General features: G+C 55.2%; 16 protein-coding genes and 1 tRNA gene. 10 read left to right on the top strand and 7 right to left on the bottom strand.

The genetic code is table 11. The annotated features are described in order from the left end of the window. Positions 1-7: 7 nt before the first annotated feature. The 8 genes from AC3Y7R_RS04225 (at position 8) to AC3Y7R_RS04190 (ending at position 13997) form a co-directional block, all read left to right on the top strand. Entirely contained in the window at positions 8-592 is a 585-nt protein-coding gene (locus AC3Y7R_RS04225; protein WP_490040757.1) for a TRAP transporter small permease, read from the top strand. Continuing rightward, the gene (locus AC3Y7R_RS04220) at positions 589-1941 is read left to right on the top strand and encodes a TRAP transporter large permease (RefSeq protein ID WP_490040756.1); all 1353 of its coding nucleotides are present in this window, start codon (positions 589-591) and stop codon (positions 1939-1941) included. Before AC3Y7R_RS04225 ends, AC3Y7R_RS04220 begins: the two co-directional genes overlap by 4 nt. Positions 1942-2068: 127 nt before the next feature. Then, positions 2069-2152: transfer RNA gene (locus AC3Y7R_RS04215), tRNA-Leu, on the top strand. A 328-nt stretch (positions 2153-2480) separates the two neighbouring features. Continuing rightward, positions 2481-3617: a hypothetical protein gene (locus tag AC3Y7R_RS04210; protein WP_490040755.1), complete on the top strand. Its 1137-nt coding sequence runs from the start codon at positions 2481-2483 to the stop codon at positions 3615-3617. Positions 3618-3642: 25 nt separating this feature from the next. Continuing rightward, positions 3643-4143, top strand: coding sequence for a hypothetical protein (locus tag AC3Y7R_RS04205; RefSeq protein WP_490040754.1), 501 nt, complete (start codon positions 3643-3645; stop codon positions 4141-4143). A 284-nt stretch (positions 4144-4427) separates the two neighbouring features. Next, positions 4428-5594: a M20 aminoacylase family protein gene (locus tag AC3Y7R_RS04200; RefSeq protein ID WP_490040753.1), complete on the top strand. Its 1167-nt coding sequence runs from the start codon at positions 4428-4430 to the stop codon at positions 5592-5594. Between the two features lie 1114 nt (positions 5595-6708). Continuing rightward, positions 6709-13410, top strand: coding sequence for a cadherin-like domain-containing protein (locus tag AC3Y7R_RS04195; protein WP_490040752.1), 6702 nt, complete (start codon positions 6709-6711; stop codon positions 13408-13410). Positions 13411-13577: 167 nt separating this feature from the next. Next, positions 13578-13997, top strand: a complete 420-nt coding sequence (locus AC3Y7R_RS04190; protein WP_490040751.1) for a hypothetical protein — start codon at positions 13578-13580, stop codon at positions 13995-13997. Here AC3Y7R_RS04190 and AC3Y7R_RS04185 read toward each other — a convergent pair. The 7 genes from AC3Y7R_RS04185 to AC3Y7R_RS04155 form a co-directional block, all read right to left on the bottom strand. Continuing rightward, positions 13985-14578, bottom strand: a complete 594-nt coding sequence (locus tag AC3Y7R_RS04185; RefSeq protein ID WP_490040750.1) for a nucleotidyltransferase family protein — start codon at positions 14576-14578, stop codon at positions 13985-13987. The two genes, AC3Y7R_RS04190 and AC3Y7R_RS04185, sit on opposite strands and share 13 nt — an antisense overlap. Next, entirely contained in the window at positions 14575-14910 is a 336-nt protein-coding gene (locus AC3Y7R_RS04180; protein ID WP_490040749.1) for a DMT family transporter, read from the bottom strand. Before AC3Y7R_RS04180 ends, AC3Y7R_RS04185 begins: the two co-directional genes overlap by 4 nt. 132 nt (positions 14911-15042) lie before the next feature. Then, the gene (locus AC3Y7R_RS04175; protein ID WP_490040748.1) at positions 15043-16251 is read right to left on the bottom strand and encodes an NADP-dependent isocitrate dehydrogenase; all 1209 of its coding nucleotides are present in this window, start codon (positions 16249-16251) and stop codon (positions 15043-15045) included. 114 nt (positions 16252-16365) lie between these two features. Beyond that, the gene (locus AC3Y7R_RS04170) at positions 16366-16956 is read right to left on the bottom strand and encodes an HD domain-containing protein (protein WP_490040747.1); all 591 of its coding nucleotides are present in this window, start codon (positions 16954-16956) and stop codon (positions 16366-16368) included. 32 nt (positions 16957-16988) lie between these two features. Then, positions 16989-18125, bottom strand: a complete 1137-nt coding sequence (locus AC3Y7R_RS04165; RefSeq protein WP_490040746.1) for a hypothetical protein — start codon at positions 18123-18125, stop codon at positions 16989-16991. 118 nt (positions 18126-18243) lie between these two features. Continuing rightward, positions 18244-18492, bottom strand: a complete 249-nt coding sequence (locus tag AC3Y7R_RS04160; protein ID WP_490040745.1) for a hypothetical protein — start codon at positions 18490-18492, stop codon at positions 18244-18246. Next, positions 18492-19148, bottom strand: coding sequence for an alpha/beta hydrolase (locus AC3Y7R_RS04155; RefSeq protein ID WP_490040744.1), 657 nt, complete (start codon positions 19146-19148; stop codon positions 18492-18494). The genes AC3Y7R_RS04160 and AC3Y7R_RS04155 overlap by 1 nt, the downstream gene beginning before the upstream one ends. Before the next feature lie 173 nt (positions 19149-19321). Between AC3Y7R_RS04155 and iscR the strand changes: the two genes are divergently transcribed. Together iscR and AC3Y7R_RS04145 are read left to right on the top strand one after the other, a co-directional pair. Further along, on the top strand, positions 19322-19783 hold the full coding sequence (gene iscR, locus AC3Y7R_RS04150; protein WP_490040743.1) for a Fe-S cluster assembly transcriptional regulator IscR: 462 nt from the start codon (positions 19322-19324) through the stop codon (positions 19781-19783). Next, positions 19773-20825 (top strand): cysteine desulfurase family protein, encoded by a 1053-nt coding sequence (locus AC3Y7R_RS04145; protein ID WP_490040742.1) that lies wholly within the window; start codon positions 19773-19775, stop codon positions 20823-20825. Before iscR ends, AC3Y7R_RS04145 begins: the two co-directional genes overlap by 11 nt. The last annotated feature ends 3 nt before the right edge of the window (positions 20826-20828 follow it).

The raw sequence follows: 20828 nt of genomic DNA, 5'->3' as shown, positions 1-20828 counted from the left end.
GAAAGTCATGGCAATTGCACAACAGACAGAGGCCCGCGTAGGCCGGGTGCTTAACACGGCATGTCGCTTGCTGGCTTATGGTGGCGGGATGGTGCTGGTCACGGCGGCGGTTATCACGGTGGCCTCGATCATCGGGCGGTTCTTTTTGTTCGCGGGGCTTAGCCCGATCCGGGGGGACTTCGAGCTGGTCGAGGCCGGTTGCGCCATCGCGATTTTTGCCTTCATGCCGTGGTGTCAGCTCAATCGCGGGCATGTCACGGTGGATGTGGTGATTGATCGCTTCAGCTCTCGCACCAAGGCTATTTTCGGACTGTTGGGTGATCTCACGGTTGCCATCCTGTCGGGCCTGATCATCTGGCGTATCTATTTGGGCTTTGGCGAAAAATTCCCCTACGGCTCAGACGCCATGCGCGGGGTGTTTGGCATGGGCTCGAAGCCATTCTTCCCCGAGACAACCTATGAGTTGGAAATGCCTGTGTGGATTCCCTACGGCCTTGCGAGCATCGGCGCGGCGCTGTTTTTCATTGTGAGCCTTTATACAGTCTGGCGCGCCCTCAACTGGGTGATCGCAGGCCGGGAGACGTTGAAATGAGCGGTATTGAGTTGGCACTGTCGGGCTTTGGCCTGATGCTTATCGGAATTTTTCTGCGCATTCCAATCGGTGTGGCGATGTTTGCCACGGGGTTTATTGGCACATGGATCGTGCTGGGGCGCCCCTCGGCCACGCTCAGCCAGATGAAGACGTTAACCTATGATACGTTCTCCAGCTACTCGCTGACCATTGTGCCCTTGTTTTTGCTCATGGGGCAGTTTGCGACGAAATCCGGCATGAGCGCGGCCCTGTTTAAGGCGGCATCCGACTGGATGGGGCATCACAAAGGTGGGGTCGCGATGGCCGCTGTCGGGGCCTGTGCCGGGTTCGGCGCGGTGTGCGGCTCGTCCCTGGCGACCGCCAGCACCATGGGGCAGGTGGCCCTGCCGGAGATGCGCAAACGTGGCTATTCGGACGCGCTCAGCACAGGGGTTTTGGCCGCTGGCGGCACTTTGGGAATTTTGATCCCGCCCTCGGTGATTTTGGTGATTTACGCCATCCTGACCGAGCAAAACATCGTGAAAATGTTCATGGCCGCCATGATCCCGGGCATCTTGGCGGCCTTTGGCTACATGTTGACCGTTGCGATTTATGTGCGGGTGAGGCCCGGATCTGGCCCCGTGGCGGAGCGTGTGCCAATGAGGGAGCGGTTTCGCACGCTTGTGATGATCTGGCCCGTGGTGGTGATTTTTGTGCTTGTCATGGGCGGCATTGCGGCGGATTGGAACTGGTTCAAGCCCGGGGTGCAGGCCTTGTTCACGCCGACCGAGGGCGCGGCGGTTGGGGCCGTGGCCACGGGGCTTTACGGCGTGGCCACAGGTGGCTTGAACTGGGACAGCTTCAAGGCGTCAATTCTGGAGACCGCGCAGGCCTCGGCGATGATCTTCCTGATCATCTTTGGCGCGCAGGTGTTCAACTCGTTTCTGGCGTTCACGCAGGCCCCGCAGGCCATGGCGGAGTGGGTTACGGGGCAGGGGTTCGCACCGATGACCGTGCTGATTGCCATGTTGGTGTGCTACCTGATCTTTGGCTGCGTGATGGACAGCCTGTCGATGATCTTGCTGACGATTCCCATCTTCTTTCCGATCATCGAGGCGTTGGATTTTGGCCTAGGGGCTGAAAATACGGCAATCTGGTTCGGCATCCTCGCGCTGATTGTGGTCGAGGTCGGGTTAATCACCCCGCCGGTGGGGATGAATTTATTCATTATCAATCAGGTCGCAGAAGACATACCAATCAGCAAAACATACCGCGGCGTGTTGCCATTCGTGCTGTCTGATATGGTTCGGGTGGTGATTTTGGTGGCGTTTCCCGGCGTGACGCTCTGGCTGGTTGGCGTGATGTTTTAAGAAATTTTGCAATTTTGGCAGAAAAAACTTCGCCAGAAGGCCAAGGGCGAATTGACGGCCCGCATTGCATTGGCTAAACCGCACGGACCTCTGGCGGCGACTACCATGCCGCACTGAGCAGACGGGGGCCCGAGTGGTGGAATGGTAGACACGACAGATTCAAAATCTGTTGCTGAGAGGCGTGTCGGTTCGAGTCCGACCTCGGGTACCACTATTTTTATAACATGTTGATACTAAACGATAAGTGTATTTTGCACGATAGCCGCGTGGTCCACATTGGGATTCTGGGGCCGTTTCATGCCGTCGAATACGAAAAACGCGGCCCACCTGTCCCTTAAAAGTATGAAGCAAACACTGTTATCTGTACTCCCCCATGGACTCGCATTAGTTACAGTAAAGCTATCAGCCTCTGAAAGTACGTCCGCTTCAGGGGGCGTCCTGATTGCTTGGCGGTTAACATGGTTATTTGCATTCTTTAGAAATATGCGTGAAATGGTGTTTTAGGGGTTTCATCCCCAATGTGTATTTTGAGGGTGACAATGCCGACACTGAAAATCGACTTAAAAACCCGGACATTGATCGAGACCCCAAGCGTCTACATGGTCCGACCCGGGCAAAAGTATCACTTGTTCGAAACATTTGCAGAAAATGCGGTGATGGCGGCAGATGCACCATTTCTGCACTTGGCTGATGGTCATGGGCTTCCAAGCCCACATTCTATCGAGAGTATGCTGGCGCGAGCGTTGGCTTTCAGAGAATGGGGCAATGCATCGAACAAGCGGCGCGGCCCACGTCCCGGTGAGGATTTGGAACGGCATCAGAACTTTCTGTTAGACCAAGGTGGTAAAGCAAAACGGACACGATTGCGGAATGCGGCGCAGGAAGTACTCTGGTCGATTGAAGACAAAAGCCTCATATTCGTCCCTGCTCCGAATTTGTCATCCTACGCAATTTTGGCGGAAGCTGGTCCTAGATTGGCACCACGTCGGATGGTGGCGGGTGTAGGCAAGCGCGAAACCATTCTCTACCCTGCAAGGGGTATAGAGCGCATCAAAATGGTGGCTATGCGCGATCTTCCGCCAGTGGTGACTGAGCCGTCCGGAACTGTTTCCGTAGTTAACGAGTTCGAAGGTTATGCCAGCGAACGGCTCTTGCGAGAGTACTATGGAGACTATCAGCGAGGGCATAAAGCAAGCGTAACTGAGTTCATGAATGGAACTGATGACCTAGATTCTAGAGTCGTTGCGCAGATGATTGCACTCTCAATGTCCATCCAGCATCATATCGATACTGGCATCTATAGGTCACCACAAAGTTTGGTGTTTGGCCAAAGCAACAGAGTTTCAGGGCCAAAATTTCATGCACGTGTCAACTCAAAAGATGGTAAGGTTCATTTTGAAACAGCCTCATTGGTGCCTCATGTTCTAAAGAGTTTGATGATTGTCGCTGCCACTAGCTTGCCTCTTGATGCGTTGGCGCAGGAGTTGCACACGCAAAATGTCGTCTTAAGTAATAGTGAGATTCAAGAAGGGCCCGATGTGGTACACGCAACCCAAAATGCGCTGGTTAACTATGCAGCGAGCGCAGGGGTAACGGATGTTAAGGAAATTCTTGATAACCTTCGCGCTGAGATCGCGTTGAATGATGGTAAGGTAGATGGTGTCGCAGGATTCTAGCATAACTTATGAGAAGGCTGTGGAATTGGCTAAGTCCGCTCTGGCTAAGTACGCTTTTGTAGCCTTGATAAGTGCGTTTTCTGGGCTGATTTATGCCGTAGGTAGCGTTGTGGGTCCGCAATGGACGCAGACCATTGAGCGCCTCAACTCTCAATATGTTGTGGTCGCTGACAGCAGGTCTGACTTTAGTGAAACGTTTGTTCAAATTCATCAAGAGTTTGCCGTAAGCAAGGATCTTCCAACAGAAGCTGATATTACTTTGATGTCAGACGACGTGAGAGGAACATTGGACGCTTTGTCTCGGTTGGAAGCGCCAACTTGGCGAATTGATCGCAACCGTCGCTCTTACCGGCAATCAATTGATAATCTGCTAGGGGCAATCAATGTCTATGATGGAAGCCCGGATCAGTACCAAACCCTTCTCAATGCATTTCAAACGGAAGCCAATCGAGGTGGTGACTTACTAGACGCTGTTGAGGTCTACACTGCGGGTGGATTTCGTTCACTTTGGGGTACTGTATTTTAAATTATGGGCTTCCAAAGTTGGCAGTTCCGTGGTCCACAATATTGCTAACTTATTGATATATTTGGGGCGGTTTAGTACATAAACGCGGTCCACATCGCCCTTATTTATAACGGAAATACGGCGATATTTGTGGATCGACCTCGGGTACCATTTTTTCCAAATAGGTGCGGCAATGCGGCTGGCCGAGGCTGTTGATGGCTTGTCGCTTTGTACACCCTTGCGTTTCAACCTGTCCGCTTTATCGTCCGGTCTCAAGCCAGTTGAAACCTGTTAGGATCGCCCACATGCCCATCAAAAACCGCTATGCCGAGCTGCACTCCGAGATCACCGAATGGCGCCATGATTTTCACCGCCACCCCGAGTTGATGTATGATGTGCATCGCACCGCCGCGCGGGTGGCCGAGCTATTGTGCGCGTTTGGCTGTGACGAGGTGGTCGAAGGGGTTGGGCGCACCGGCGTGGTCGGTGTAATCAACGGGCAAAGCACCAAGAGCGGCAAGGTCATCGGGCTACGCGCGGATATGGACGCGCTGCCAATTCACGAGGTGACGGGCGTTGACTATGCCTCGAGCGTTGACGGCAAGATGCACGCGTGCGGCCATGACGGGCATACGGCGATGTTGCTGGGGGCGGCAAAGTATCTGTGCGAGACGCGGGCGTTCAACGGCACGGCGGTGGTGGTGTTCCAGCCCGCCGAGGAGGGCGGGGCAGGTGGCCGCGAAATGTGCCGCGACGGGTTGATGGACCGCTTCGGCATTCAGGAAATCTACGGGCTGCATAATATGCCGGGGCTGCCCGTCGGGCAGTTTGCGATCCGGCCCGGCGCGCTTTTGGCCTCGACCGATGAGTTCGAGATCAAGGTGACGGGCAAAGGCGGCCATGCGGCGATGCCCCATAAGGCCGTGGATACAACATTGGTGGCGGCACAAATTTTGGTGACGCTGCAAACGATTGTCTCGCGCAATGTGGACCCGATTAAATGCGTGGTGCTGACGGTCGGGACGTTTGAAACGGACAGCTCTGCCAGCAATGTGATCGCGCATGAGGCGGTGATGAGAGGCACAGTGCGCACTCTTGCCGAAGAAAGCCGCGCGGATGCGCAACACCGCATTCGTGAAATATCGCAAGGGACCGCTGCCGCATTCGGGGCCAGCGTCGAGGTGACTTGGGAGGACGGCTACCCGGCCACGGTGAACACACCCGAGAATACAGTCTATGCCGCTGACGTGGCCCGCGCGATTGCAGGGGCGGTTGACGATGCGACCGACCCGATCATGCCCGGCGAGGATTTCAGCTACATGTTGCTGGAACGGCCCGGTGCCTACATCTTCCTTGGCAATGGGGACACGGCGATGTGCCACCACCCGGCCTATAATTTTGACGATGAGGCCATTCCCTATGGCGCAAGCTGGCTGTCAGGCATGGCCGAGGCGCGCATGCCAAGCTCCTAGCCCAATTTGGCAGGTTAATTCGTCGATCTTTTCCAGTTTCGAAACAGCCATGTCAGCAGCGCTTGATTGCGTATTGCGCTTAACGCTTGGGGCCTTTGAGGGTGTCGGTGCCGCGAGGTGGCAAGCTGGTGGTAAGGTTAAGGCCGTAATGCGGCACAGTCCAACTTCGGCCAGTTATCCCCATATTTTACTGGCATTATGCCTGAATTGGAAACAATCACAAAGGTGCCAGTTACGATAACGTTTCGGAAACCTCTCCGAATTCGAATCGAAAACCGCCCTATATTTTACGTTTTGAAAACAGTTATGGAAATTGCATGGGATTGTTCCATCGTTGCCTACGGGGAAAAAATGATTGCTTATCACCATGGTTAACCTGCAATAGCGCGAATTCGCCCTATAAATTCGTAGAACTTGGTGAGGTGAAAAAACCAGAATGAATATGACTAAATCACAGTGAATTCTTCAGTGATGAATGGTTGTACCTAATTGAATTTATTCAATATATTTTACAATCCACATGTTCATGTCTCGATTATTTCAAAGATTGCCTCTTGGTTAATATTTTGCACGCGCCGGGCCGCAATTTTTTGGAAACAATCTTATTACCCAAGGTCAACCTAAGGCAAACTGGGCCAATCCCACCTGAAACAGCTATTTTTCGCTTTAGAGTGTAGGGGCAAAAGGGTATTACCTGACTACACCCAACTGGGGGGTGAAGACATATTGGCCACGGGGGCGGCCGCACGATAACGCATCTTTGCCAGATGCGGGGAAATGTCGTGTGATCGCTTGCGTGGTTCGTTGGGTTCAGCGAAGCAAAACGTAATTTGTCACCGACATTGGGCCTTTCGGCCCATCTATTCCCCTATTTTGGTGCTGTGTTTGATGTGTGGCCGCAATCTTGGCGTCTTCACTTTGCACGGGTGAGATCGAACTGCACGATGCCAAGGGGATTTTCATGGCTGAAGCGATTATACTGATGGGTGTTTTGACGGCGTTTAGCGCCGCCTTTTCCGTTGGAGTGATCTCACGTGTGCGCGCTAACGAGTACATCGATTTGCGGAGGTCGGTTGCGCATCGACCGATGTCTGCAAACTCATAGGAGACGACCATGACTGCTATCACCAACATCAACATGATCTATTTTGGTAATTATGCTGCAACTGACCCTAATGAAGGTTGGCATAATTATGATTCTGAGAATGCGTCTCTTCTGAACTCGCAAACTGCGGATTCCAGCACACTTGATATTGTGCAGGTTCGAACCAGTGACCTCCATCATAATGGGGTTATTGAGGATGATGATTGCAACAAGGGTGACACCTTCTCCTATAATGTGAATGGCTCGCAGGTTAACGCGACGACGGACTCCACGATGAAGTTCAACGCGTCCGTGACCCTGACGGATGGCTCTGTTCAAACCATCGAAGTTCTGGTTGTTCAGGCAACCAATGGCGATGTGTTCATCTCGGATCTGTTGAACCAAGGTACGCTTGATAACTTGTCGATCTCCGAGATCACGCTGAACTACCCGACAGGGACGAATGCCTCGGGCTGGTATTCGAACCAGAGCGTAGACAATAGCAGCATTGTTGCGCCGACACCGGATCCGGTTCTGGATGGTGTTGTGCAGGGCTCGGCTGGCAATGATGTGATCGATGCATCTTATGCCGATGACCCTGATGGTGACTGCATTGATGCGGGCGATGCAATTTTGCCTGGCGAAGGTCCTAACGACGACATCGTTGACGCGTTTGGCGGCAATGACACGATCAATTCCGGCGCGGCCAATGATGAAGTTTATGCTGGCTCAGGCGATGACACGGTTCATGGCGGTTCAGGCGATGACATCATTTACGGCGATAGCAACTACGGCACAGGCACAGGCGCAACTGTGCGTGAAAGCCTGAACTGGGATGAGGCACCGGGCTTTGGCGACAACGCAAGTGCAAGCGGTTTCACCCAAGACACCGGCAATGTGAATGTGACCTTCTCGATCAACTACGAGCAAGGTTCTGCCGACACCCAATTTGAGACCGACACCCAACTGGTTAGCGGTATCGACAGCGGTTCCGAGACGATTGACGACAACAGCTCACTCTATTCGGTGCTCAATGGCGATAATGGTCGCGCGGAATATGAACTGGGTTTCTCGAATGCCGTTGAAAACGTAGAATTCCGCGTCAACGACATTGATGGCGACGGTGTAATCCGTATCCGTGCCTTTGATGCCAATGGCAACCCGATCACAGTCAACCTGACCGCTGGTCAATGTCTAACCCTGTCCAATACGGATGGTGTTGCGGGCAATGACACCGTGACGTCTCAAGGTGGCTATGTTGATGATACCTCGCCGCATTATTCGGTGCTGGTCAGCATTCCTGGCCCTGTGTCGCGGATTGAAATCCTGCATGATCAGCAAGGTCACGATAATACTGGGATCAATGTCACAGATGTATTCTTCGACACGACTGACTCGGTTGTGGATGATGGCCCCGACGGCAATGACACGCTTTACGGCGATGCTGGCGATGACATCATTTATGGTGAGGGCGGCGATGACTACCTTGATGGTGGTACCGGCAATGACAAACTGGTCGGTGGCACAGGCGATGATACCTTGGTCGGCGGCGCTGGCAATGACGAGTTGTTGGGCCACTCCGGCGATGACACTTTGGACGGCGGCACTGGCGATGACATCATGCGCGGCGGTATCGGTTCTGATACGCTGACAGGTGGCGACGGCGCTGACACAATCTATGGCGGCGCAGATGCGGATACCATCTATGGCGGCGCAGGCGATGTCATCGACGGCAGCACTGAGGGTGATGACCGCGACGTTCTGGACCTGACAGGCGAAGGCCCGTTCCGGATCGTGAACGAGACTGTTGACGCAGACGGTGACAGCACCTCGGGTACAGTGGAATTCCTTGACAGCAACGGGAATGTAACTGGCACTTTGCAATTCACGGAGATCGAGCAAATCATCGGTGATCTTGTCAATCAAGGCCCTGATGCGGTAGATGATACTGCGACAGTAGATGAAGATTCTTCGGTTGATATCAATGTGTTGGGCAACGATACAGACCCAGAAGGCGATGATCTGGAAGTGACCGAGGCGACGTCTCCGGACGGCACCGTGGTGATCAATCCAGATGGCACTTTGACCTTCACTCCGGACGAGAACTTCAACGGCGACACCACGATCACTTACACCGTTTCTGACGGCAATGGCGGCACCGACACCGCGACTGTCGATGTGAGCGTGACGTCCGTGAACGACGGCCCTGACGCGGTGAATGATGTTGCTGAGACGACTGAGGACTCGGCTGGGATCACCATCGACGCTTTGGGCAATGACACGGATGTTGACGGCGATGACCTGACAATTACCGGGGCGACTGTTCCGGCAGAGCAGGGCACTGTTGAGATTGTTGGCAACGAGTTGGTGTTCACACCTGCCGAGAACTTCAATGGCGTGGCGACGATCAGCTACTCGATCACCGACGGCAACGGCGGCACAGACACGGCAATCGTCGAGGTCAATGTGACCCCTGAGAACGACGACCCGATTGCAGTTGATGACATTGCGACCACCGATGAGGACGAGCCAGTCACCATCGATCTGATCGGCAATGACACCGACGTTGACGGCGATCCTTTGACCATCGGCACCGTCTCGGTTCCGGCAGATGAGGGCACAGTTGTCGACAATGGCGACGGCACCGTGACGTTCACTCCGGCCCCGAACTTCAATGGCCCGGCGACGATCACCTACACGGTTGTTGACGGCCAAGGCGGCAGCGACGAAGGCCAAGCGGTTGTAAATGTTGGCGCGGTTAACGATGGCCCGGATGCGGTTGACGATAGCGATACCACCGACGAGGACACACCTGTTACCGTTGATTTGCTGGCCAATGACACCGACGAAGAGGGCGACGACCTGAGTGTCACAGGGGCTTCGGTTCCTGCTGATCAAGGCTCGCTTGTCGATAATGGCGACGGCACAGTGACGTTCACTCCGGCGGAAAACTTCCACGGAACAGCGACGATCACCTACTCGATCACCGACGGCAACGGCGGCACAGACACCGCCGAGCACGTCATCACAGTGAACTCTGTGAATGATGATCCGGTAGCCGTGGACGACCTTGAGACGACTGACGAGGACGAGCCGGTCACTATTGATTTGATCAGCAATGACACCGATGTTGACGGCGATCCTTTGACCATCGGTACGGTTTCCGTGCCTGCGGATCAGGGCACTGTTGTCGACAATGGCGACGGCACTGTGACGTTCACTCCGGCACCGAACTTCAACGGTCCAGCGACCATCACCTACACGGTTGTTGACGGCCAGGGCGGCGAAGACGAGGGCCAAGCCATCGTCTCGGTTGGCGCGGTTAACGACGGCCCGGTTGCCGAAGATGACAGCGACACCACCGACGAGGACACACCCGTCACCGTTGATTTGCTGGCCAATGATACGGATGCGGATGGCGACGATCTGACCGTGATCAACGCGACAGTTCCAGCCGATCAAGGCACGCTGGTCGACAATGGCGACGGCACAGTGACGTTCACTCCGGCCGAGAACTTCAACGGGACGGCAACGATCTCGTACGAAATCTCCGACGGCAACGGCGGCACCGACACAGCAACGCACACCATCGAAGTTGGCGCAGTCAACGACGGCCCTGACGCGGTGAATGATGTGGCTGAGACCGACGAAGATACTCCGGTTGAAATCAATGTCTTGGGCAATGATACAGACCCAGAAGGCGACGATTTGGAAGTGACCGAGGCGACGTCTCCGGACGGCACCGTGGTGATCAATCCAGATGGCACGCTGACCTTCACACCGGACGAGAACTTCAACGGCGACACCACGATCACCTACACAATCACCGACGGCAATGGCGGCGAAGATACGGCGACTGTTGACGTCACCGTGGCCCCTGTGAACGACGATCCGGTTGCCAATGATGATGTGGCTTCGACCAATGAGGACGAGCCAGTTACCATCGACGTTTTGGGCAATGACACCGACGTTGACGGCGATCCGCTGGAAGTAACTGAGGCAACTTCGCCAGATGGCGACGTTGTGATCAACCCAGACGGCACGATCACCTTCACGCCGGACCCAGATTTCTCGGGCGAGACGACCATCACCTACACTGTATCCGACGGCCAAGGTGGCACGGACACAGCGACCGTGACCGTTTCGGTTGGGGAAGTGAATGACGGCCCGGATGCGGTTGATGATGAAGCTTCGACCAACAATGTGACACCTGTGACCATTGCGGTTCTGGACAATGATACCGATCCTGAGGATGACGATCTTACCGTCACTGAAGCGTTGGTTGATGAGGGCACCGTTACGATCAATCCGGATGGCACGTTGGAGTATACTCCGCCTGCTGATTTCGGTGGCGTCGCAACGATCACGTACACAATCACCGACGGCAATGGCGGCTTTGATACGGCCACTGTCACGGTTGCGGTCAATGACGGTATCGTTGAAGGCACTGCCGGCGACGACCTGATCGACGCAAGCTACACAGGTGATCCAGAAGGCGACATGATCGACAACAATGATGAATTCTTGCCGGGTGAAGGCCCACAAGATGACATCGTGTTGGCTGGTGACGGTGATGACACTGTGCTTGCTGGCGACGGTGATGATGAAGTCTACGGCGAAGATGGTGATGACACCCTCTATGGCGATGCTGGCGACGATTACCTGTCGGGCGGCGAAGGCAACGACACGCTTTATGGCGGTGACGGCGATGATACGCTGGATGCGGGCCAAGGTGGCGATGAGTTGTTCGGCGAAGACGGCGACGACGTGTTGCTTGGCGGGCCGGGTCCAGACTTGCTGGATGGTGGCGACGGCAATGACGAGATCACCGGTGGCAACTCTGCCGATGAGATCATCGGTGGCCGTGGCGACGATGTGATCTTCGGAGACGGCGGCAACGACGACATCCGCGGCAACCAAGGTGAAGATGTTATCGATGGCGGCGCTGGCGACGACACAATCAACGCTGGCAATGATGACGATATTGTTGATGGCGGCGAAGGTGACGATACGATCAGCGGTGGCGACGGCGACGATGTGCTGACCGGTGGCTTGGGTAACGACGAAATCCAAGGCAACGATGGTGATGACATCATCGAAGGCAACGAGGGCGATGACGTCCTTTGGGGCGGCGCTGGCGACGATGAAATCACTGGCGGCGACGGCAATGACAACGTCATGGGCGGCTCTGGTGATGACACTGTTGATCTGGGCGAGGGCGATGATATTGCCCAAACCGGCTCTGGTGACGACACCGTTCTGGGTGGCGCTGGTAACGACACTATTGAGACCAACGACGGTAATGACACTGTTGAGGGTGGCGATGGCGACGATATCATTGATACCTCTGGTGGCAGCCCGCTGCCTGATCTGGGCTACCCGGGTCTGTTCCCAAGTGATCCTAACCCGAACAATGACCTCGACTATGTCGATGGTGGTGCGGGCGACGACACAATCACAACTGGCGACGACGCTGACACCATCTTCGGTGGCACCGGCAACGACACTATTGATGCCGGCCTAGACGCCGATACGATTGATGGTGGCGAAGGCGACGACCGGATCGTTGGTGGCGAAGGCTCCGACGTGATCGACGGTGGTGCTGGCGACGATGTGATCTACGCCGGTATCGACCCCGATCTGGGCTTGCCTGATAACCTCGACATTGCTGATGTTGATGGTGATCTGGTGCCAAACAACGGCATGGACATTGTCCATGGTGGCGACGGCAACGACACCATCTACGGTGCCGATGACGATGACACGCTGTTTGGTGACGCTGGCGATGACTATATCGACGGTGGCGTGGACGATGACACGATCGACGGCGGCACTGGCGATGATACAATCATCGGTGGTCAGGGCGCTGATACAATGACGGGTGGCGACGACCGCGACACGTTCATTGTTGATAACGCTGAAGACGGCATCGGTGACACCATTGACGGTGGCACTGGCTCGACGGCTCCGGGTGATGTGGACGACTATGACGTCCTTGATCTGACTGGCGCTGGCCCGTTGAACATCATCAACCAAACCACGGATGCGGATGGCAACTCTACTTCGGGTACTGTCGAATTCCTCGACGGTGTTGGCGGTGCGGTTATCGGCACTCTGGACTTCTCCGAGATCGAGAGCATCGTGCCTTGCTTCACGCCGGGCACCTCGATTGCAACGCCACGTGGCGAGTTGCTGGTTGAAGACCTGATGGTCGGTGACAAAGTGATCACCCGTGACAATGGCATCCAAGAGATCCGCTGGATCGGTGCCAAACGCATGGATGGTCGTGAGTTGCAAAACAACCCACACTTGCAGCCAGTGTTGATCCAGAAAGGCTCCCTCGGGAATGGCCTGCCAGAGCGCGATATGCTGGTAAGCCCGAACCACCGGATGCTGGTCAACAATGACCGCGTGTCGCTCTACTTCGACGAGAACGAGGTTCTGGTTTCGGCCAAGCACCTGGTGAACCCGTCGGAAGGTGTACAAACCATCGCCTCGATGGGGACCACCTACATTCACTTCATGTTCGACAACCACGAAGTTGTGCTGTCGAACGGTGCATGGACCGAGAGCTTCCAACCGGGTGATTACAGCCTGAAAGGTATCGGCAACGCGCAGCGCAACGAGATATTTGAGCTGTTCCCAGAACTGCAAGGTGAAGTTGGCCGCGAGGCATATGCCTCCGCCCGTCTGACCCTGAAAAAGCACGAAGCCAAACTGCTGTTCAAATAAAGACAGCGCATGAGAACAGGCCTTAGGGGCTGTTCCCCAAGACATGTTTTACTCAAGGGCCTTCATCATTTGATGAGGGCCTTTTTGTTCGGGGGGGTGAAAATGCTGCTTGCACCCTGCGGTGTCTCACGGCACTTTGAACGGCAACCTGACACGGGAGAGATCTGATGCAATCATTCACGCGCTTTATGGCTTTCGTCGCTTTGATGTGGTCAGGCCTTGCAGCGGCCAAATACATATTGGTCAGCCTGTCCGTCACAAAGGTTTTGTCACGTTTTGACGCTCAGATGCTCGCCTATTTTCTGGAAATGCCTTTCTGGGCGAAAGTCGCATGGGCCGTCGGGGTTTGGAGCGGGCTTTTGGGGGCAATTTTCTGGATGTTGGACAATCGAGCTGCTGTGATGTGGCTGGCCCTGTCCATGTTCGGCTACATCGTACTTGGTGTGTACTTCCTCGCACTTCGCGGCGCGGAGAGTTTGGCGGCTTTCGGCTTCGGGTATATGGTGTTGATGGTGGCCGTTTTGGCTGTGCCGGTTTTCTTCTATATTCTGGCTCGCGAATGCAAGAAATCAGGTCACTTAGGCTGACCAGCGCGCCAATTGGCCCAGTCCTCGGGCGTATCAAGATCATTTAACGCTGCCGGGCCAATGGGCACCAAAACAGTGTCCCTCCTGTGGCGTTTGAGCAGGGGTTGTGCACCTGTATCGCCGGATAAGTCTGCCAACTGGCTCACTATTTCAGGTCGGAGCAGCACGGGATGTCCGGGCTTTCCTGTGTCATCAGCCCCGCGAATTATCTTTGCCAACGGGTGTGCGTTTGCTGCTGCGATAACTTTGTTTAGGTCCTTGGTTTGAATGTCGGGCAGGTCGGCTAACACAATGACAACGGCCGCATCGCGCAAGCCCTTTGCGCCGCATTGAAGGGAATGAGACAAGCCCAAATCAGACCCCTCGGTGTGAATGAGTGTCAGGTTCAAGCCGGCAAGAGCGTCAAGATGGCGCGGCTGATTTGGCGCGAGCACCACGCGCAGCTCATCAACCTGCGCATCAAGACAGGTCTGCGCGCGATTGCGCAATAGGGGCTCTGGGCCAATGGGTTCGAGCAGTTTGTCGACACGACCCATACGCGAAGAGGCGCCGCCAGCAAGAAGAAGAGCAACGGTTTTCAATGGGTTGCCGTGGAGGAAAACAGGTTGATGACTAATATTCCCGAGAGGATTAATCCCATTCCCAACCCCGCTGCCAGATCAAGTTTTTGGCCAAAGTATACCCAGCCGATGATCGCGATAAGTACAATCCCAAGGCCCGACCACATGGCATACATGATGCCGACGGGCATAACCTTTAGGGTTAGGGACAAGAAATAGAATGCCACCCCGAAACTGATAAACGCCAGCACCGATGGCCAGAGGCGTGTGAACTGCTGGGAGGCCTGAATGAAGGAGGTGCCACTGGTTTCGGCGATGACCGCGATAATCAGGAACAGATAGTGCTTGGGCATGGCGGGCATCCTTTGAGGCAAATTGCCTGTGCGCAGAGACGAGCCTAATTGGGAAGTCGCGTGAAGGCCAGTGTCGTAAATGCAAAGGGGCCAGCATTTCTGCCAGCCCCTTTGTCGAAATATTTTCGCCCTTTACATGGCGGCTTGAAGGTTCTGGTCGATTTTCTCCAAGAAGCCTTCGGTGGTCAGCCATTTCTGATTTGGGCCAACCAGCAGGGCCAAGTCTTTGGTCATGAAGCCGGTTTCCACAGTGTCCACGACAACTTTTTCCAATGTCTCCGCAAACTTCATCAACTGTGCATTATCGTCCAATTTGGCGCGGTGCTTCAACCCGCCTGTCCATGCGAAGATTGACGCGATGGAGTTGGTCGAAGTTGCTTCGCCTTTTTGGTGCTGGCGATAGTGACGCGTGACGGTGCCGTGTGCGGCCTCGGCTTCCACGACTTTGCCATCTGGCGTCATCAGTTGCGATGTCATCAAGCCCAGCGAGCCAAAGCCCTGCGCCACGGTGTCGGACTGCACGTCGCCATCGTAGTTTTTGCAGGCCCAAACAAAGCCGCCATTCCATTTCATCGCGCAAGCCACCATGTCGTCGATCAGGCGGTGCTCATAGGTGATGCCAGCTTCTTTGAATTTGTCTTCAAATTCGGCTTCAAAGATTTCTTGGAACAACTCGAGGAAACGACCATCATATTGCTTGAGGATGGTGTTTTTGGTCGACAGATATACAGGCCAGCCTTTGTTCAACCCGTAGTTCATCGAGGCGCGTGCAAAATCTTTGATCGAGTCATCAAGATTGAACATGCCCATGTAAACGCCAGAGGAAGGCGCATCAAACACTTCGCGCTCGTCCACAGTGCCATCTTCGCCAACGAATTTCATCGTCAGTTTGCCCGGTCCAGGGAATTTCATGTCAGTGGCGCGATACTGATCGCCATAGGCGTGACGGCCGATCACAATCGGCTGGGTCCAACCCGGCACAAGGCGCGGCACGTTAGAGCAGATGATAGGGGCGCGGAAAATCGTGCCGCCAAGGATGTTGCGAATGGTGCCGTTAGGCGAGCGCCACATCTTTTTGAGGCCAAACTCTTCTACGCGGGCTTCATCGGGGGTGATGGTCGCACATTTAACGCCAACGCCGTATTTCTTGATCGCTTCAGCCGAGTCGATCGTGATTTGGTCATCCGTATCGTCACGGGCCTGAATGCCCAGATCGTAGTATTTCAGGTCGATATCCAGATAGGGCAGGATCAGCTTTTCTTTAATGAACGCCCAGATGATGCGGGTCATTTCATCGCCGTCTAGCTCGACGACGGGGTTCTCTACCTTAATTTTGGACATGTATCTCTCCGAATGATGAGGACTATATTGCGCGCGTCATAGCGCAAGTTACGAGGGGATGGAAGTCGGTATGCCGTTGTATACGGAAATGCCGCACTTCAAATTGAACTTCAGTTAGTTTGTTTTGTAATAATTATCGAACCAAGTGTCGATCCGCCCTTTTAGGTGCTGCCAAAGTGCCGGGGCGCCACGCCGCACTTTGGCGCCGACACGGGTCTCTAGCTGCGCGGGGGTGACCTTGTATTCAGGCCACGTCCCGCCACCGGATTCCAGATTGGCAACAACAGGTTGCACACGGTCCACGGATTTGGCGAAAATGGCATCATCGGTCTCGGCGGCCTCGAACTCGTCCCACAGAGCGCGAAATTCACGGCCCTGATCCGCAGGTAAAAGCCCAAAGATACGATCCGCTGCGGCTTTCTCGACCAGCTCCATCTCGGCGGGGTCGTGATCGCCGTGGATGGGATTATCGCCTGCATCAATCTCGACCAGGTCATGGATCAGCAGCATTTTGATAACGCGGTCTATGTTGACAGGGCGCTTGGCGTGTTCGGCCAAAACCAATGCATAAAGCGCAATATGCCAGCTATGCTCGCCGGAATTTTCGCGCCGCGCGCCATCGCAAAGCGTGGTGCCGCGCAGCACAGATTTCAGCTTGTCGGCCTCATTGAGGAAGGCCATTTGAGAGGCGAGTCGATCCGTCATAGCGCGACCTTGCCACAAGGCCACGCCAGAGACTAGCGGCCAGTTATGACCATGGCGGGCGCGCGGAATTTGTCGAGATCATCCGAGGTGCCTGCCGACACTTTGCCGTCCTTGTAATAGGCGAAAATCATGTTGTTTTCCCCATCAAGGGCCATCCCCACGATGTCATTCGGAGTGTATCCGGGGGGGAGGGAATAGCGGTAGGGGCTGCGAAATTTATCCAGATCATTACTGGTCCCGGCGGATACTCGACCGTCGCGAAACCACACGAAATTATAGTTATTCTCGCCATCTACGGCCATTCCCACGATGTCGTTCGGGGTGTAGCCCGATGGCAAGGAATACCGGTAAGGTGCGCGGGTGCGATCAAGGTTATCGCTGCTACCTGCAATCACATAGCCCGAGCGCAGCCAGGCAAACACGGTGTTGTTTTCGCCATCAATACCAAGCCCGACAATGTCGTTTAGGTTTACGCCGGGGGCCACGGAAAAGGCGTAGGGTACGCGGTAATTGTGTATTCGGGTGGAGGATCCGGCAAAGGCGGTGCCGTTGCTGCTCCAGCCAATCATATAGTTGTTTTCACCATCCAGACCGAAGCCAAGCATTTGTTGTGGCGCGTAATAATCATGGCCCGGACCCCGGTAAGGATTTGGGCGCAACTCCGTGACGCAGGCCTCGACTTGCTCGGGGACGGTGTTTGGATAGAGAAGCGAGCCTATCGGGTTTCCGGAGTGCATGTAGCCGGTGTTGTGCATTAGCTCATGGGCAATTACCCCGGCCACTTCCTCGCGGGAATTGTCGCGGACGAAATCTCGGTCGATCTTCATTTTACCACGCTTAAAGACCAGTTTATGCGCGCGGGCATTGGCGTCAAACTCACTCAGGTTTCGACATTGAAATGTGGTGACTTGGCTTCTGCGCAGATCGCTCACAATCTTTTGCGGACCATGGCGATCATGCTCGACCACATAGGCCAGATCTAGGCAGGCCGTCAGCTCGTCACGCTGATTAGAGCGGCGGGCATTGACCACTTGGTAGGCGGAAATGATCCGCTCGCGCACCTCAGTGCCGCAGCTCTGAAAACGCACACCAGTCTCGGCGAGACCAGATGATGTTGGAATAGTGTATGCGGCCAATAGGGCCACTAGAGATGATGCGGTAATTCGCATGTCGGTGCCTCCTGAAATTTAAATTAAGAACGGGCCGTAAATCAACGGCCCGTGCTTAATTCTGTCTCAGAAGAGGTGTGAAACCAAAGTGAGTATTTTGTGAGAAGTCAGGCCGCCTTCAGATGACATCGCCGCCTATCGGCATACCTTCGCCTTTTTGTCCGGCCATGCGGTCCTCGATAAACTTATGGGCGCGGGCCTCGGATTTGCGCACCCGAACCGCGGTTAGGAAAGCCTCTTGCGTGGTCTGCGACGAGGCCCCGATGATCATGGAAACCTGCGTGATAAAGCCATCATCGTTCAGCACTTTTTCGGCCTCAATCGCCTTGAGGGCCAGCTTATCGGCGATGTCATCGGTGATACCCATTAGCGCGTGTTCTCCGTCAGGCGGCGCTGCACATAGGTCTCGACCGAGCCGGTTAGCGTGTCCATGTGCTCGTTCTCGAAGAAGTGGCCGGCGCCTTCAACTTCTTGGTGGGTAATGGTGATGCCCTTCTGCTCGTGCAGTTTGTTCACCAGTGTCACGGTGTCTGCGGGCGGGGCTACGCGGTCGCCAAGGCCGTTGATCATCAGACCAGAGGCAGGGCAGGGCGCGAGGAACGAGAAGTCATACATGTTGGCAGGCGGCGAGACCGAGATGAAGCCGGTGATCTCGGGGCGGCGCATCAAAAGTTGCATACCGATCCAAGCGCCAAAGCTGAAACCAGCGACCCAGCAATGTTTGGCATTGGGGTTCATGGATTGCAGATAATCCAGTGCGGAAGCTGCATCAGACAGCTCGCCGATGCCTTGGTCATATTCACCTTGGCTGCGTCCCACGCCGCGAAAGTTAAAGCGCAGCACGTTGAAGCCCATATTATGGAACGTGTAATGCATGTTATAGACAACACGGTTGTTCATCGTGCCGCCAAACTGCGGGTGCGGGTGCAAGATGATCGCAATCGGCGCGTCACGCTTGCCTTTATGGGGGTGGTAGCGGCCTTCAAGGCGGCCTTCCGGTCCGGGGAAAATCACTTCGGGCATAGAGGGCGTCTTTCCTTGCATCAGACCCCAAGCGTGCTCATATAGTTGACGAGATTGCTCAGGTAATCTAGAATTATTCTAAACTGCCCAAAAGAACGCCGGACAGGTCAAACTGAGTTAAGGTCTGAGCTTGCCAGCGTCAACGATATTCGCCTTTTTTGAGGGACTATACGATGAAACTTAGCACAAAAGGCCGCTACGCCATGGTTGCGCTGGCCGACCTTGCGCAATCCGCTGATCAGGGGCTTGTCTCGCTTGGGGAAATTTCCAAACGCCAAGATGTGTCTTTGCCATATCTGGAGCAACTATTCGTGAAACTGCGCCGTGCGGGATTGGTGGAATCCGTGCGCGGGCCGGGGGGCGGCTACCGCTTGGCCAAGTCGCCGGACGCTATTCGTGTCTCTGAAGTTCTGGAAGCCGTCGACGAGACCGTCAGCGCGATGCACACCGGGGCGGGGGCGTCGGGGGCGTCCTCCGGCTCCAAAGCACAAAGCATGACCAACCGCCTGTGGGAAAGCCTGTCGGCGCATGTCTATGTGTTCTTGCATCAAACCCGCCTGTCGGATGTTATACAGAACGGCCTAAGCCCATGCCCCGCGGTCTCGACGCTGTTTACCGTGGTAGATGATGACTAATTCGCGCGTCTATCTGGACCACAATGCAACAATGCCCCTGAGGCAAACCGCACGCACGGCAATGATCGCGGCAATGGATGTGCTGGGCAACCCGTCCTCGGTCCACGCCGAGGGGCGCGCTGCAAAGTCGCTGGTCGAGCGCGCGCGATTGCAGCTATCCGATGCTTTTGGCGCGTCAGGGGCGGATATTGTCTTCACATCTTCGGCAACTGAGGCGGCGGCTTTGGCCTGTGCTGGGCGAAATTTGAAAAGTGCCGCCGTGGAGCATGACGCGGTTGACGCATGGGCTTCCGGCGATTTGGCTGTGGATTCTTTGGGGCAAGTGGCGGTGACTGATCCGGCCAATAGCACAGTGCAATTGGCCAACTCCGAGACCGGAGTGATGCAGGATTTGCCGGACGGCTTGGCGGTGTCGGACATGACGCAAGCTTTCGGCAAAGTGCCTGTGGCGTTTTCTTGGTCCGGGGCGCAAATGGCGCTGATCTCGGGGCATAAACTGGGCGGCCCGAAAGGTATAGGGGCTTTGGTGTTGCGCCAAGGTCTTGATATTGAAACGCAAATTAAGGGCGGTGGCCAAGAAATGGGCCGCAGATCCGGTACGGAAAACGTGATTGGCATTGCCGGATTTGGTGCCGCAGCCGAGGCGAGCCTGCGTGATTTAACCGATGGAGTGTGGGATCGGGTTGCGCAACTTAGAAATATTCTAGAAAAGGCCATTGAGAGTTCGGCGAAGACTACTATTTTTGTCGGGAACACATCGAAGCGCCTGCCAAACACCACTTGCTTCGCCACTCCGGGCTGGAAGGGCGAGACGCAAGTGATGGCGATGGATCTTGCGGGTTTTGCGGTCTCGGCCGGGTCCGCGTGCTCCAGCGGTAAGGTTAAGGCCAGCCGCACGGTTGGCGCTATGGGCCATGATGAATTGGTGGCGTCCAGCACCCTGCGCGTGTCGCTTGGGCCGGACACAACGGAAGAACAAATCCTTCGCTTCGCGGATGCGTGGTTGAAGGCAGAACGTAAATTCCACGCCAAAGCGGCGTGAGGG

It is taken from the genome of Litoreibacter sp., from assembly GCF_058136045.1.
This window is presented reverse-complemented; position numbering and strand designations above follow the sequence as displayed.